Here is a 13,778-nt window from a genome sequence, read left to right on the forward strand (position 1 = left end):
CAGTTCGGCCGATCGCAGACGAACCCAACGGAAGGGCACCAGGCATGACCCGAGTCCCCTCCGATGAACGACGAGCCGCGCTGATCCAGGCCGCCCTCGCGGTGATCGACCGGGACGGGGTGTCCGCGGCCACCACTCGCGCGATCGTGGCCGAGGCCGGGATGTCGCTCGCGAGTTTCCACTACGCCTTCCGCTCTCGAGACGAGATGATGCGAGAACTCATCGCCTTCCTCGTGGCGAACGAGAAGCGGGTGACGCGCGCCGCCGTCGCGCCCGGCACGGACATCCGCACCGCCGTTCGAGCCGGCCTCCAGGCCTTCTTCGACCTGCTCGTGGAGAATCCGCAACGGGAGCAGGCCCTCTTCGAACTCATGAACTACTCCCTGCGCACCCCGGAGCTCAACGCGGTGCCCGCCGCCCAGTACGCGAGCTACTTCGCGGCGGCGCGCGAGATCCTCGAGTACGGCGCGGTCGCCACCGGGGTCACCTGGTCGCTGCCCGTGCAGGAGGTGGCCCGCATCCTCATCGCCATCAACGACGGCTACACCCTCGCCTGGCTTGCCGACCGAGACACCGACGCCGCCGGGCGGCTCATGGACTTCGCGGCAGACACGATCGCCTCCCTCGCCCGCCCAGCCACCCCGCAGGAGCCCCAACCATGACGACACCCGAGACCGCCCACGCGCCGGCCCCGTTCGCCGAACCGCACACCCGCGTTCCCGGGCGGTGGATCGCGCTCTTCGCGGCAGCCTGGCTCGGGGTGTGGATGGCGCAGCTCACCCCCATCCAATTGCTGCTTCCCCTGCAGATCGAGGCACGCGTGCACTCGGCGGACTGGGTGGACAGTGTCGTGGCGTTCGGCGTGGTGTCCGGCATCGCCGGCGTCTTCGCCCTCGTCACGTTCCCCCTCACCGGGGCGCTGTCCGACCGCACGACCTCGCGCTTCGGCCGCCGCCGCCCCTGGATTCTCGGCGGGGCGCTCGTCTTCGCGGTCGGCCTCATCGCGCTGGGCGCCCAGACCTCCATCCTGGGGATCGGCGTGTTCTGGTCGGTGGCCCTGATCGGCTTCTGCGTGCTCTCCGCCGCACTCACGGCGATGATCTCCGACCAGGTGCCGGTGAACCAGCGCGGCTACGTCTCCGGCTGGATCTCGGCGCCGCAGGCGATCGGCACCATCCTCGGTCTGCTCCTCGTCGTGGTTCTCGGGCTCAGCATCTTCGCGGGCTATACCCTCGTCGCCGTCCTCGTGCTGCTGCTGGTGCTTCCGTTCGTCCTGGGGGTTCCGGATGCCGTGCTCTCGCCGGTGGATCGCCCGCCGCTCACTGGGCGCGGCCTGGTCGCCGGATTCTGGATCAGCCCGCGCGAGCATCCGGACTTCGGCTGGACGCTGCTCAGCCGCATCCTGGTCAACTTCGGCAATGCGTTCGGCACGGCGCTGCTGCTGCAGTTCCTGCAGTACGGGCTGCACCGGCCGCACGCGAAAGACGACCTGCTCGTGCTGGTCTTCGTCTACCTGGTCTTCGTCGTCATCGCCTCCCTCGTCTCCGGCCGGCTCTCCGACCGGCTCGGCCGACGCAAGGCCTTCGTCTTCGCCGCCGCAGCGCTGCAGGGCGTCGCGGCGCTCCTGCTCGCCTTCGTGCCGGAGTTCGCCGTCGCGATCGTCGCCGCCGGCATCCTCGGCCTCGGTTACGGCTGCTTCCTCTCTGTCGACCAGGCGCTCGCCACCCAGGTCCTGCCGGACGCGCGCACTCGCGGCAAGGACCTCGGCATCATGAACATCGCCACCGCCGTTCCGCAGGCGATCGCGCCCCTCATCGGGGCGTTCGTCGTGGCCGCGTCTGCCGGCTTCCAGAGCCTCTTCGTACTGTCGGCGCTCGCGGCCCTGCTCGGGGCCGCGGCAGTGCTGCCGATCAGGTCGGTGCGCTGATGACCATTTCGCTCACCCAGCCGTCGACCACTCCGTGGACCACGCCGTCACGCTACTGGCCGGCGATCGAGGCCGCGACGGCGGAGCTCGATCCGCCGTTCGGGGTGATCTCGCTGCCGGCGCTCGCCCACAACGCGTTCGAGATGGTGCGTCGCGCGAACGGCACGCCGATCAGGGTCGCGAGCAAGTCGGTGCGGGTGCGTTCGGTGATCGACGCGGTGCTTGCCCTTCCCGGATTCGCCGGGGTGCTCGCCTACACGCTGCCCGAGGCGCTCTGGCTGGCCGCGGGGGACGACGGCAACGACGGGATCGCGGATGTCGTGGTCGGCTACCCCACCGCCGACCGGGCGGCGATCCGCCGCCTCGCCACCGACGAGCGGCTCACCTCCCGGATCACGCTCATGGTGGATTCGGTGGCCCAGCTCGACCTGATCGACGCGGTGCTTCCTCCGGATCGCCGCTACATGATCCGGGTGTGCCTCGAACTCGACGCGTCGTGGAATTCGAAGGCCCTCGGGCGCCTCGGCACCTGGCGATCGCCCGTCTTCACCGTGGAACAGGCGCGCGAGCTTGCTCGCGAGATCGTTCGCCGCCGGGGGTTCTCCCTCGTCGGCCTCATGGCGTACGAGGGGCAGATCGCCGGACTCGTCGACGAGCCGGCCGGCAACCCGGCGCGCGGCGCCGTCGTGCGCTGGGTGCAGCGGCAGTCGGCCGCCGAGCTCGCCGGGAGGCGCGCCGAGGTCGTCACAGCGGTCCGCGCGCTCGCGGACCTCGAGTTCGTGAACGGCGGCGGCACCGGTTCGCTCGAGACCACGAGCGCCGAGCCCGCGGTGACCGAGATCGCGGCCGGCAGCGGGCTCTTCGGACCCCACCTGTTCGACCACTACCGTCGCTTCACCCCGGCCCCCGCGGCGGCCTTCGCCCTCTCGGTGGTGCGCAAGCCGACGCCGCGAATGGCGACGCTGCTCGGCGGCGGGTGGGTCGCCTCAGGGCCGCCCGGACCCGACCGGCTGCCCCTCGTCGCCTGGCCGGAGGGCACGAGCATGGTCGCGCGGGAGGCGGCTGGCGAGGTGCAGACCCCGCTGACCGGAGAGGCGGCCGCCCGGCTGCGGGTCGGCGACCGGGTGTGGCTGCGGCACACGAAGGCGGGCGAGTTGAGCGAGCACCTCGACGGCTTCACGCTCGTGGACGGGGATGGTGCGGCGGGCCCCGGAGCGGTCGGGTTCAGGGTGGTCGGCACCGTGCCGACGTATCGGGGAGAGGGGAAGGCGTTCCTGTGAGCATCGACAGCGCGACCGCGCGAATCCGGCCGGGCGAGACCTGGCGCAACTGGGGGCGCACCGAGTCGATTCTGCCCGCGTTCGCCGCGCGCGCATCGACGGTCGACGAGGTGGTGGATGTCGTGCGCTTCGCCCGTCAGCACGGCCTCACAGTAAAGACGGTCGGTGCCGGTCACAGCTTCTCGGGCATCGCGGTGGCCCCAGGGGTGCAGCTCGACATCTCCGGGCTCGACGGGCTGCTCGACGTCGACCTGCCGAACGCGCGGGTAACCATCGGAGCGGGCACCCACCTGCACCAGCTGCCCGACCTGCTCGAGCCCCTCGGCCTCGCGCTGCAGAACATGGGCGACATCGATCGCCAGACCATCGCCGGGGCGACCTCCACGGGAACGCACGGCACCGGGGCGCGGTTCGGGGGACTGGCCACCCAGGTGGTCGCGCTCACGCTCGTCACGGCGGACGGGTCGATCCTGCGGATCAGCGACACGAGCAACGCGCAGCTCCTGCCGGCGGCTCGGCTCGGTCTTGGCGCCCTCGGCGTGATCGTGGAGATCACGCTGCAGTGCGTGCCGGCCTTCCTGCTGCGCGCGGTCGAACGACCGGCGGGGTTCGACGAGGTGCTCGACGATTTCGAGGCACGCGTCACAGCCGCCGACCACTTCGAGTTCTACTGGTGGCCCCACACCGACAGCGTGATGACCAAGACCAACACGCGATTGCCCGGCGACGCGCTCCGGGAGCCGCTCGGCGCGGTCTCCGAGTGGCTGGAGGATCGGGTGCTCAGCAACGGCATGCTCGCCCTCATCTGCACTCTCGGCCGAGTGGCCCCCGCGCTCACCCCGCCGATCAATCGGCTGGCGACGAGGGTGTACGGCAACCGCACATTCACGGACCTCTCCCATGAGGTGTTCGTGAGCCTGCGCACGACCCGGTTTGCCGAGATGGAGTACGCGATCCCGCTCGAAGCGGTTCCCTCCGCCCTGCGCGACATCCGACGGCTCATAGACGATCGCGGCTGGCGCATCTCCTTTCCCGTGGAGGTGCGGGTCGCGGCCGCCGACGACAACTGGCTCTCGACCGCTCACGGGCGGCCGACGGGCTACATCGCCGTGCACCGCTATGTGCGCGACGATCACGTCGACTACTTCACCGCCGTCGAGCGGATCATGCGCGAGTACCAGGGCCGCCCGCACTGGGGCAAGATTCACTACCTCGACGCCGAGGCGCTCGCCGCGGTGTATCCGCACCATGCCGACTTCGTGGCGGTGCGCGACCGGCTCGACCCCGACCGCGTCTTCACCAACCGCTACCTCGACCGGGTTCTCGGACCCTGATCGCGCGTGCGCCGGTCGACGGGCGTGCGCTCTAGCTGACGTGCACCAGAGGCCGGCGCTTGGCATCCTTCTCGCACTCGCGCAGCACCTCGCGGGTGACCGGGGCCACCTCTCCCGTGCCGGTCACGAGGAACTTGAACATGTTCGAGATCGGGTTGCCCTGCGTCCACTCGAAGTAGATGTCCGGCACGATTCCGGCGAGGTCGCGGATCTCGAGCAGCACGGCGGCGAGGGTGTTCGGCACGTTTCCGCTCTCCACCTTGAGCACCCGGTAGCCGTGCATCTCCACCCCGCGCACCACGAGGTCCTCCTCGAAGTCGGAGGAGTCTGAGGGGTGTACCTCGAGGAAGATGGTGCGGGCGCGCTGCGGGATGTGGCTGAACCGGCGCTCGTCCGTGTTCTTCTCGCGGTATTCCTTGGCCGTGCCATCGTCCGGCTCGTTGGCGATGATGCGGATGTTGCCGTGTTCGGCGTCGGCCATCACGAAGGCGAGGGCCGTCTCGTCGAGCTCGACCGAGGTGGCCCTCAGCTGCAGCGACCTCTGCACGCGGGACACGATCGAGATCACGAGGATGCCGATGATGAACAGCGTCGCGATGCGCAGGCCGTCCGGCCGTTCGATGATGTTCACGACCGTCGTGTAGAGGAAGACCACGGAGACGACCGCGAATCCGACCGTGCGCTTGCGCTGCTTCTTGTGGAGCGCCGAGAGCGTGACCGCAACGGATGCCGAGGTGATGAGAACGAGCACGCCGGTCGCGTACGCGCCACCCTGGGCGTCCACGTTCGCCTTGAACACGATCGTGACGAGGAAGGCGATCGCGGTGAAGACGAGCACGAGCGGGCGTACGGCCCTCGCCCAGTTGGGCGCCATCCCATAGCGGGGAAGGTAGCGCGGCACGAGGTTGAGCAGGCCGGCCATGGCCGACGCCCCCGCGAACCAGAGGATGCAGATGGTGCTGATGTCGTAGATCGTGCCGAACACCGGCCCGAGGTATTCGTGCGCGAGGTAGGCGAGCGCGCGACCGTTCGCCGATCCGCCCGGCTGGAACTGCTTCTGCGGGATGAGGAAGGTCGTCACGAGGCTCGAGGTGATGAGGAAGGCGCTCATGATGAGCGCGGCCGTGGTGAGCAGCCGATGAGCCCCGCGGATGCGCCCGGTCGGCATCTGCGGCGTGTCCGTCGCGTCGCCGCTGATCTGCGGCATGACCGCGACCCCCGTCTCGAACCCGGAGAGGCCGAGGGCGAGCTTCGGGAAGACGATGAGCGCGATCCCCACCACGACGAGGGGATTCCCGTGCTGCGTGTTGAGCGCCGACCACCAGTCGGAGACGACCACGGGGTGAGTGAACACCTGGCCGATCGAGACGATCATCACCACGACGTTGAGGGCGAGGTACACGGCGACGAGGGCCACGGCGATGCCGATCGCCTCCCGGAATCCGCGCAGGAAGACCGCACCGAGCAGGGCCACGAGCACGAGGGTGATACCGATCTCGTTGCCGTGGAACCAGGCCGGGGCGAACGGATTCTCGATCGCGTGGGCGGAGGCGTCGGCGGCGGAGAGGGTGATGGTGATCATGAAGTCGGTGGCGGCGAATCCGAGCAGCACCAGCACGAAGAGCTTGCCGGCCCACCAGGGGAGCAGCTTTTCGAGCATCTGGATGGAGCCGGAGCCCTTGAAGCTCTCCCGGGCGACCCGGCGGTACACCGGGAGGGCGCCGAGCAGGGTGAGGGCCACCAGCACGATGGTCGCGAAGGGGGAGACGAGCCCGGCGGCGAGGGCGGCGATGGCCGGCTGGTAGCCGAGGGTGGAGAAGTAGTCGACGCCGGTGAGGCACATGACGCGCCACCACGAATGGGTCTTCTCGGGCGTTTCGGCGTGCGGCCCCAGGTGAGCGCCGCGGGGATCGACGAGACCCTTGAGTATCCAGGTGCGAAAACCGGCGGTCGTGATGGCCATCAGGACTTTCCTCCAGCAACAGGGTAGCTCCGCAGCGCGGCGTTCACAGCGTCACGAGCGAGTGCACGGTGCGACCCGGCAGTTTGGTTTTGCCCGCGAGCTCGGAGAGTTCGAGCACGACGCTGATTCCGGCGACAACCCAGCCGGATCTCTCGATGAGCGAGCAGCTCGCGGCGAGGGTACCGCCCGTCGCGAGCACATCGTCCACGAGCAGCACCCTGGCGCCTCGGTCGAGTTCGTCGGGGTGTACCTCGAGAGTGGTGCTGCCGTATTCGAGGTCGTAGTCCTCGCTGAGCACCGCGCGGGGGAGCTTGCCCGGCTTGCGGATCATGACCACCCCGAGCCCGGTCGCGTATGCAGCACTCGCCGCGAGCACGAAACCCCGTGCCTCGACTCCGGCGATGACGTCGAACCGGCCGGCGAACGGCTCCACGAGGGCGTCGGTGACGGCGTGCAGGGCCGGGCCGTCCGCGAATACCGGTGTGAGGTCGCGGAAGGTGATCCCGGGGGTCGGGAAGTCCGGCACCACCCGGCTGAGTCGTTCGATCGCCTCGTGTGCGGTCGCCGTCGGCATCCGATGTCCTCCCTGCGCACCACATGATGCGGCGCGACGACAATTGTCGCACTGTCGGTGGGCCACGAAGACGACAGTGCGGCCAGCGCCGTCAGGGGGTCCGGCGGCGAAGGGTGACCGAGCCGAGAACGATCGCGCCGACCGCGAAGGCACCGATGATGAGCAGCCTTCCGCCGATCCACGCCGCCGACTCCGAGTCGGTGGCCACGGCGTTGAGGGCGTCGATGGCGTGGGAGAGGGGCAGCCAGTCCGAGATCGCGTGCAGCACGTCGGGGAGCTGGTCGCGGGGGATGAAGATTCCGCCGAGCAGGATCTGCGGGAAGACGAGCGCCGGCATGAACTGCACCACCTGGAACTCGGTGCGGGCGAAGGCGCTCGCGAGCAGACCGAGCGTCGTTCCGAGAATCGCGTCGGCGAGGGCGACGGCGAGCAGCAGCCAGATCGAGCCCGTGATGGTGAGTCCGCACACCCACACCGCGTACGCCACCGCGACGAGGGCCTGAAGTATGGCGAGCAGCCCGAACGCCAGCGTGTAGCCGAGGATGAACTCCACCTTGCCAAGCGGCATCGTGAGCAGTCGCTCGAGAGTGCCGGTGCGGCGCTCGCGGAGCGTGGTGATGCTCGTCACGAGGAACATCACGATGAACGGGAAGAGCGCGATCATCGCCGGACCGACCCTCTCGAACACCGTCGTGTCGGAGAAGAGCCAGGAGACCAGACCGATCAGCAGGCTCGGCACCAGCAGGAGCAGGGCGATGGTCCGCGGATCGTGCCGGATCTGATCGAGCACGCGACGGGCGGTCGCGAGGGTGCGGGACAGGTTCACGAGTCGTCCTCCGCCCGTTTGCGCGGAGTTCGGGCGATGAGGGTGAGAAACGCGTCCTCGGTGTCCACCGCCCCGGTCGACTCGAGGAGCCCGGCCGGGGTCTCGTCCGCGAGCAGCACCCCGCCGCGCATCAGCAGCAGCCGGTCGCACCTCGTCGCCTCGTCCATCACGTGGCTCGAGACGAGCAGGCTCGTCCCCTCGTCCGCGAGCGCGTGGAAGAGCCGCCAGAGCTCCACCCGCAGCACCGGGTCGAGGCCGACCGTCGGTTCGTCGAGCACGAGCAGTTCCGGCGATCCGATGAGGGCGGCGGCGAGGGAGACCCGCGCGCGCTGGCCGCCGGAGAGCGAGTCGACGAGTTGGGACGCGTGGGCGCCGAGATCCGTCGCCTCGATCACCCGGTCCACCTCGCCGCGCTCGGCGCCGAGCACCCGCCGAAAGTAGGAGAGGTTCTGGATCACCGTGAGGTCGTCGTACACGCCCGCGGACTGCGTGACGTAGCCGACCCGCCTGCGCAGGTTCGCCGTGCCGGCCGGGCTGCCGAGCACCGTGACCGTGCCGGAGTCGATTCTCTGCACCCCCACGATCGATCGCATGAGGGTGGTCTTGCCGCATCCGCTCGGACCCAGAAGACCCACCACCTGCCCGGGCTCCACGGAGACCGTGAGCCCGTGCAGCACCTTTCGCCGTCCGCGCGAGACGTGCAGCCTGTCGACGATGATGGCCGGTGCGTGGTAGTTGGTCACAACTCGAACTCTCCGCGTGCGGGTGAGGTGCTGTCAAGAGTCGTCGGACCCGAGAGATCAGCGGAGGCTACGAGTTGTCTCGGAGCTTGCCGCGAACGAGGTGAGAGCGCAGATGACCTTGGCTATAGTTATCTCGAATGTGCGCCGCCCGCCCTGCCATTCCTGTCCTGTGGCGAGAATCGCACTTCCTCGAGGGAGTAGCAATGGAAACTCTGATCGTCGTAGGCATCATCGTCCTGCTGGTCGTCATCATCGGCATCTACCTGTGGTCGACCTACAACGGGCTCGTGCGCCTCAACGTGCGTGTCGACGAGGCGTGGAGCGACATCACGGTGCAGCTCAAGCGCCGTGCCGACCTCATCCCGAACCTCATCGAGACGGTGAAGGGCTACGCGGCCCACGAGAAGGGCGTCTTCGAGGCCGTGGCGCAGGCCAGGGCCGAGTCGATCGGCGCGAGCACTCCGGCCGATGCGGCCGTCGCCGAGAACCACATGCAGTCGGCGCTCAAGAGCATCTTCGCGGTCGCGGAGGCGTACCCGCAGCTGCAGGCCAGCCAGAACTTCCTGCAGCTCCAGGGCGAGCTCGTCGACACCGAGGACAAGATCCAGGCCTCGCGTCGCTTCTACAACGGCGGCGTGCGCGAACTGAACACCAAGATCAAGACCTTCCCGAACACGCTGTACGTGCGCAGCCTCGGCTTCCACGAGCGCGAATTCTTCGAGGTGGCGGATGCGGCGGCCATCGCCGAACCGCCCCGCGTGCAGTTCTAGGCCCGGTCGGTGGAATCCCCTCGAGCGCACTCGCGCCTCGATTCGTTGTGCTGATCACTCCAGGCTGAGACCCCCATGTATCGCGCGATAGCGAAAAACAAACGCAACACCGTCTTCATCATCCTGCTGTTCATCGTGATCATCGGCGGACTCGGCTGGTTGGCCGGTGCCGTCTACGGCAGCTGGGCGATCACGATCTGGACGCTCGCCATCGCGACGATCTACGCCGTGGTGCAGTACTTCGCGGCGTCCCGGCTCGCGATCTCGATCTCGGGTGGCCAGGAGATCCAGAAGGCAGACAACCCCCGCCTCTACCGCATCGTCGAGAACATCGCCATCACCGACGGCCTGCCGATGCCCAAGGTCTACATCGTCAACGACCCGGCCCCGAACGCCTTCGCGACCGGCCGCGACCCGGCGCACGCCTACGTGGCGGCGACCACCGGCCTGCTGGACATCATGGACGACTCAGAGCTCGAGGGCGTGATGGCCCACGAGATGGGCCACGTGCAGAACTACGACATCCGGGTCTCGATGATCGTCTTCGGCCTCGTTGTGGCGATCGGGTTCATCGCCGACATCTTCCTGCGCCTCTCGTTCTTCGGCGGTCGGAGCAACGACCGCAACAACGGCGGCGGCAACCCCGTCGTGCTCATCTTCGGCATCGCGGCGATGATCGTCGCCCCGCTCGTCGCCGCCGGCGTGCAGGCGGCCATCTCCCGCCAGCGCGAGTACCTCGCCGATGCGACGAGCGCCATGACGACGAGAAACCCGGATGCGCTCGCGAGCGCGCTGCAGAAGCTCGGCGAATACGGCCGACCGATGCGTCGGCAGAATTCGAGCACCTCGCACCTGTGGATCTCAGACCCGTCGAAGCCCGGGTTCATGAGCCGGCTGTTCAGCACCCACCCGCCGCTCCCGGACCGCATCGCGCGGCTGCACAAGATCGGCGGCGAGTTCTAGGCGCTGCCCGGTTCTACGCGGTGCTCGGCTCGACCACCCCTACGCCCAGCTCGGCGGCGACCGCGCCCGCCAGGTCTCCCCGGCCCATCACCTCGACGCCGTCGAGTCCCTGCCAGGCGGCGGTCTCGCGCAGCACCGCGGCGAGGCGCGCGGCCGTCTGCTGCGGCGCGCCCGGCTCGGTCCACGCGGCCTGCACCCGCAGCACCCGGTTCTGGCGGTCGCTCTTCAAGTCCACCCGGCCGACCAGTCGGTCATCGATGAGCACCGGCAGCGTGTAGTAGCCGAAGACGCGCTTGCCCGGCGGAGTGTAGATCTCGATGCGGTAGTGGAAGCCGAACATGCGCTCGGCCCTGCCCCGCTGCCAGACGACCGGGTCGAACGGTGAGAGCAGCGCCGTCGTCTCGATTCGCCGGGGCATCCGCGCGTCCCGGTGCAGCCAGGCGGGCCGGTTCCAGCCGGCAACAGTCACCGGGATGAGCTCTCCGGCGTCGACGAGGTCGTGCACGGCGGCCTTCGCCGGCTCCTGCTTGAGCCGAAAGTAGTCGGCAAGGTCGCTCAGGGTTCCGATGCCGTGGGCCGCGGCCGAGACGCTCATGAGCCGCCGGATCGCCTCGTCCTTCGGCACCTCGGCGTCGAGGATGTGGGTGGGCAGCACCGCGTCGGCGAGAGCATAGGTGCGTTCGAAGCGCGTGCGCCCGGCCGTGACGACCTCGCCGAACATGAACAGGTACTCGAGGCCGGTCTTCACCTCCGACCAGCCCCACCATGGTCCCTTGCGCGCCCCGGCGTCGTGCTCGATCTGGCTCGCCGCGAGCGGCCCCTTCTCGGCGAGTTCGGCGCGCAGCCAGTCGAGCATTGCCGGGTTGGACTCCACCCAGCCGCCAGCGATCGACGAATAGCGCGCACGCAGTGCGGCCATCTTCCACCGGAACAACGGCCAGCTCTCCACGGGGATGATCGCCGCCTCGTGGGCCCAGTACTCGATGTAGCGGCCCTTGCGCGCGAAGGTGAGCGCGTCGAGTTGCGCCTTGTCGTAGGCGCCGAGGCGGGCAAAGAGGGGCAGGTAATGACTTCGTTCGAAGACGTTCACCGAGTCGAGCTGCAGAAGTCCGAGCCGGTCGATCGCCGAATTCAGCTGCCGGGTGCCGACGCTCGCGGGGCGGGGACGTCCGAAGCCTTGCGCGGCGAGGGCGATGCGCCGCGCCTGCGCCGCGGAGAGTGTCGTGACCATCGCCCCCGACACTAGCGCGAGCCGCCGACGTCGGCGCCTCAGGCGGTGGCCTCCGCGAGGCCGGGCACATCGGCGACGGAAGCGAGGATGTGGTCATGCGGCTGCGCTTCGAGCTCGGCCCTGCCGAGGCCGCCGGTGAGAACTCCGACTCCGATCACGCCCGCGTTGCGCGCCGCGAGAAGGTCCACGATGGTGTCACCGGCCGCGAGCACCCTGCGCACATCGACCACTCCGGTGCGTTCCATCGCCCGGTGGATCAGATACGGCGCCGGACGCCCGGACGGCACATCCGAGGTTGTCACCACGGCATCGAGCAGGTCGGTCGGCGCGGCGCCCTCGACGGCCGGCCCAATGGTCCAGCCGATCGAGTGCAGGATGGCTTCGGCGACCTCGCTGGTGAAACCGGTAGTCAGGGCGACGCGGATGCCGCGCGACCGCAGTTCGCGCAGCGCGCCCTCCACGCCGGGGAGGGCGACGGGCGGCAGATCCCGGTACGACTGGGCGAGGATCCGGCGGAAGCCGTCGAATGCCGAGCTGACAGTCGACTGGGTCGGTTCGACCCCGCCGAGACGCAGGAGGGCACCGATCGCGGTGACCTTGTCGGTCCCCATCCAGAGCTGCAGATCCCGCGGGTGCACGGTGGCGCCGGCATCGGTGACGCAGCGTTCAAGAGCAACGTAGACCAGCCCGTGGTCGTCGATCGTGGTGCCGGCCATGTCGAAGGCGACGAGTTCGATCATCCGGGGCTCCCCTGCTCGCGGCCGAACGACCGACACGAACCAACCAACCAGTGCCAGGTGAACGGTGGGAAAACTCGGCCGGAACACGCGCGTCGTCCCTTGACTCGACACGCGCCGTCGCGCACAGTCGTCAACCATGGCCACCTCGACCCCGCCCATTCCCGCCTGCGACGTTCTCGTGGTCGGTGCCGGGATCGTCGGTCTCGCCCACGCGATGGATGCCGTGGCTCGAGGGCTGTCGGTGGTCGTGATCGACCGGGACGCCTGGGCTGTGGGCGCATCGGTGCGCAACTTCGGCCACTGCTGTGTTACCGCGCAATCGGGGGAACTGCTCGAGCTCGCTCAGGTTTCCCGCGAACGCTGGCTGCACTACAGCGGCCTCGCGGGATTCTTCTCGATCGAGTCGGGGGCGATCGCTGTGGCAGCCAACGATCGTGAGCTCGATGTGCTCACCGAGTTGGCGGAGTCCCGCGAACCCGGCCAGGTTCGCCTGCTCGACGCGCTGGGAACCCGAGCTCGGCTCTCCGTCGGCGCCGCGACCACCGGCGACCGGTCCGCAATCGTCGGCGGTGCCGTTCTGCGCGACGACCTGCGCGTGGATCCGCGCGAGGCCGTGTCGAGCCTGGCGGCGTGGCTGGCCGATCAGCCAGGAGTCACCTTCCACTGGCGGACCTCGTTCTTCGGCGCGGCGGACGGCGTCGCCGAGACGTCCCGGGGCGCGATCCGGGCAGAACAGACGATCGTCTGCGTCGGCCACGACCTCGACTACCTCTACCCGGATCTCGCGCTGCAACACGAGATCCGGCGCTGCGGGCTGCAGATGGCGCGGGTCGAGCCGCCAGCCGGGCTCGTCATCGCCGAGGCCGTGCTGACCGGCACCTCGATGCTGCGCTACCCCGCCTTCACCGAGACCGCGGCGGCGGGCGCGCTTCGCACGCACCTCGACGCGGCCGATCCGGCCCTGCTCGAAATCGACGCCAATCTCATGTTCACCCAGCGGCCGGACGGCACGCTCATCGTCGGAGACAGCCACAGGTACGGGTCGTCGGTGCCTCCGTTCCTCGCCGAGCCGACGAGCGACCTGCTGCTCGATCGGGTCGCGGCGGTTCTCGGTGTCGAGTCCCTCAGGGTGCTGGAGAGGTGGCAGGGGGTCTACGCGTCGAGTCCGCAGCATCCGTACCTCGTCCACGAGTTGCGGCCCGGTGTCACCGTGGTGGCGGTCACCTCGGGAGTGGGCATGACAATTTCGCTCGGGCTCGCCCGCAAGGTCATGGGCGCTCTGTACTGATCGTCACTGATCGTCGCCAGTCGTTGGTTCGACGTTAACCCTTTTGCCCCGTGCCGGTCACGATCGATGGTGAGCATCATCAGAGGTCCTCCTCGGTATCCGAAATGTTCGCCCCACAGCGCGAACGCCCGGGGGAGAT

13 protein-coding genes are annotated in these 13,778 nt (G+C 69.0%); 7 read left to right on the forward strand and 6 right to left on the reverse strand.

Annotated elements, in window-relative coordinates; translation table 11 throughout:
* Positions 1 to 44 precede the first annotated feature (44 nt).
* The 4 genes from VIM54_RS01490 to VIM54_RS01505 are packed head-to-tail and all read left to right on the forward strand — an operon-like array spanning position 45 to position 4,541.
* The gene (locus tag VIM54_RS01490) at positions 45 to 662 is read left to right on the forward strand and encodes a TetR/AcrR family transcriptional regulator (RefSeq protein WP_331898552.1); all 618 of its coding nucleotides are present in this window, start codon (positions 45 to 47) and stop codon (positions 660 to 662) included.
* The gene (locus VIM54_RS01495) at positions 659 to 1,927 is read left to right on the forward strand and encodes an MFS transporter (RefSeq protein ID WP_331898554.1); all 1,269 of its coding nucleotides are present in this window, start codon (positions 659 to 661) and stop codon (positions 1,925 to 1,927) included. The genes VIM54_RS01490 and VIM54_RS01495 overlap by 4 nt, the downstream gene beginning before the upstream one ends.
* Positions 1,927 to 3,207 (forward strand): alanine racemase, encoded by a 1,281-nt coding sequence (locus VIM54_RS01500; protein ID WP_331898556.1) that lies wholly within the window; start codon positions 1,927 to 1,929, stop codon positions 3,205 to 3,207. Before VIM54_RS01495 ends, VIM54_RS01500 begins: the two co-directional genes overlap by 1 nt.
* Positions 3,204 to 4,541: a D-arabinono-1,4-lactone oxidase gene (locus tag VIM54_RS01505; RefSeq protein WP_331898558.1), complete on the forward strand. Its 1,338-nt coding sequence runs from the start codon at positions 3,204 to 3,206 to the stop codon at positions 4,539 to 4,541. Before VIM54_RS01500 ends, VIM54_RS01505 begins: the two co-directional genes overlap by 4 nt.
* 31 nt (positions 4,542 to 4,572) lie before the next feature.
* Here the strand turns inward: VIM54_RS01505 and VIM54_RS01510 are convergent, their stop codons facing one another.
* From VIM54_RS01510 to VIM54_RS01525, 4 genes are all read right to left on the reverse strand, one after another.
* A complete protein-coding gene (locus VIM54_RS01510) occupies positions 4,573 to 6,504 on the reverse strand; it encodes an amino acid transporter (protein ID WP_331898560.1) in 1,932 nt (643 codons plus the stop codon).
* Between the two features lie 43 nt (positions 6,505 to 6,547).
* Positions 6,548 to 7,078 (reverse strand): adenine phosphoribosyltransferase, encoded by a 531-nt coding sequence (locus VIM54_RS01515; protein WP_331898562.1) that lies wholly within the window; start codon positions 7,076 to 7,078, stop codon positions 6,548 to 6,550.
* Between the two features lie 91 nt (positions 7,079 to 7,169).
* Positions 7,170 to 7,904, reverse strand: a complete 735-nt coding sequence (locus tag VIM54_RS01520; RefSeq protein WP_331898563.1) for an ABC transporter permease — start codon at positions 7,902 to 7,904, stop codon at positions 7,170 to 7,172.
* On the reverse strand, positions 7,901 to 8,647 hold the full coding sequence (locus tag VIM54_RS01525; RefSeq protein WP_331898565.1) for an ABC transporter ATP-binding protein: 747 nt from the start codon (positions 8,645 to 8,647) through the stop codon (positions 7,901 to 7,903). Before VIM54_RS01525 ends, VIM54_RS01520 begins: the two co-directional genes overlap by 4 nt.
* A gap of 203 nt (positions 8,648 to 8,850) precedes the next feature.
* Here VIM54_RS01525 and VIM54_RS01530 point away from each other — a divergent pair, with 203 nt between their 5' ends.
* Both VIM54_RS01530 and VIM54_RS01535 read left to right on the forward strand, forming a co-directional pair.
* Positions 8,851 to 9,417 carry a LemA family protein gene (locus tag VIM54_RS01530; protein ID WP_331898567.1) on the forward strand — a complete coding sequence of 189 codons (567 nt, stop codon included), beginning with the start codon at positions 8,851 to 8,853 and terminating at the stop codon, positions 9,415 to 9,417.
* A gap of 75 nt (positions 9,418 to 9,492) precedes the next feature.
* A complete protein-coding gene (locus tag VIM54_RS01535; protein ID WP_331898569.1) occupies positions 9,493 to 10,380 on the forward strand; it encodes a M48 family metalloprotease in 888 nt (295 codons plus the stop codon).
* A gap of 13 nt (positions 10,381 to 10,393) precedes the next feature.
* On the opposite strand, the gene VIM54_RS01540 is transcribed toward VIM54_RS01535, so the two are convergent.
* On the reverse strand, positions 10,394 to 11,611 hold the full coding sequence (locus VIM54_RS01540) for a winged helix-turn-helix domain-containing protein (protein ID WP_331898571.1): 1,218 nt from the start codon (positions 11,609 to 11,611) through the stop codon (positions 10,394 to 10,396).
* Positions 11,612 to 11,649: 38 nt separating this feature from the next.
* Positions 11,650 to 12,351: a phosphonatase-like hydrolase gene (locus VIM54_RS01545; RefSeq protein WP_331898573.1), complete on the reverse strand. Its 702-nt coding sequence runs from the start codon at positions 12,349 to 12,351 to the stop codon at positions 11,650 to 11,652.
* A 136-nt stretch (positions 12,352 to 12,487) separates the two neighbouring features.
* Between VIM54_RS01545 and VIM54_RS01550 the strand changes: the two genes are divergently transcribed.
* The gene (locus VIM54_RS01550; protein WP_331898575.1) at positions 12,488 to 13,639 is read left to right on the forward strand and encodes a TIGR03364 family FAD-dependent oxidoreductase; all 1,152 of its coding nucleotides are present in this window, start codon (positions 12,488 to 12,490) and stop codon (positions 13,637 to 13,639) included.
* Positions 13,640 to 13,778: the final 139 nt, after the last annotated feature.

The organism is Lacisediminihabitans sp. (assembly GCF_036569425.1).
Classification (GTDB): domain Bacteria; phylum Actinomycetota; class Actinomycetes; order Actinomycetales; family Microbacteriaceae; genus Lacisediminihabitans.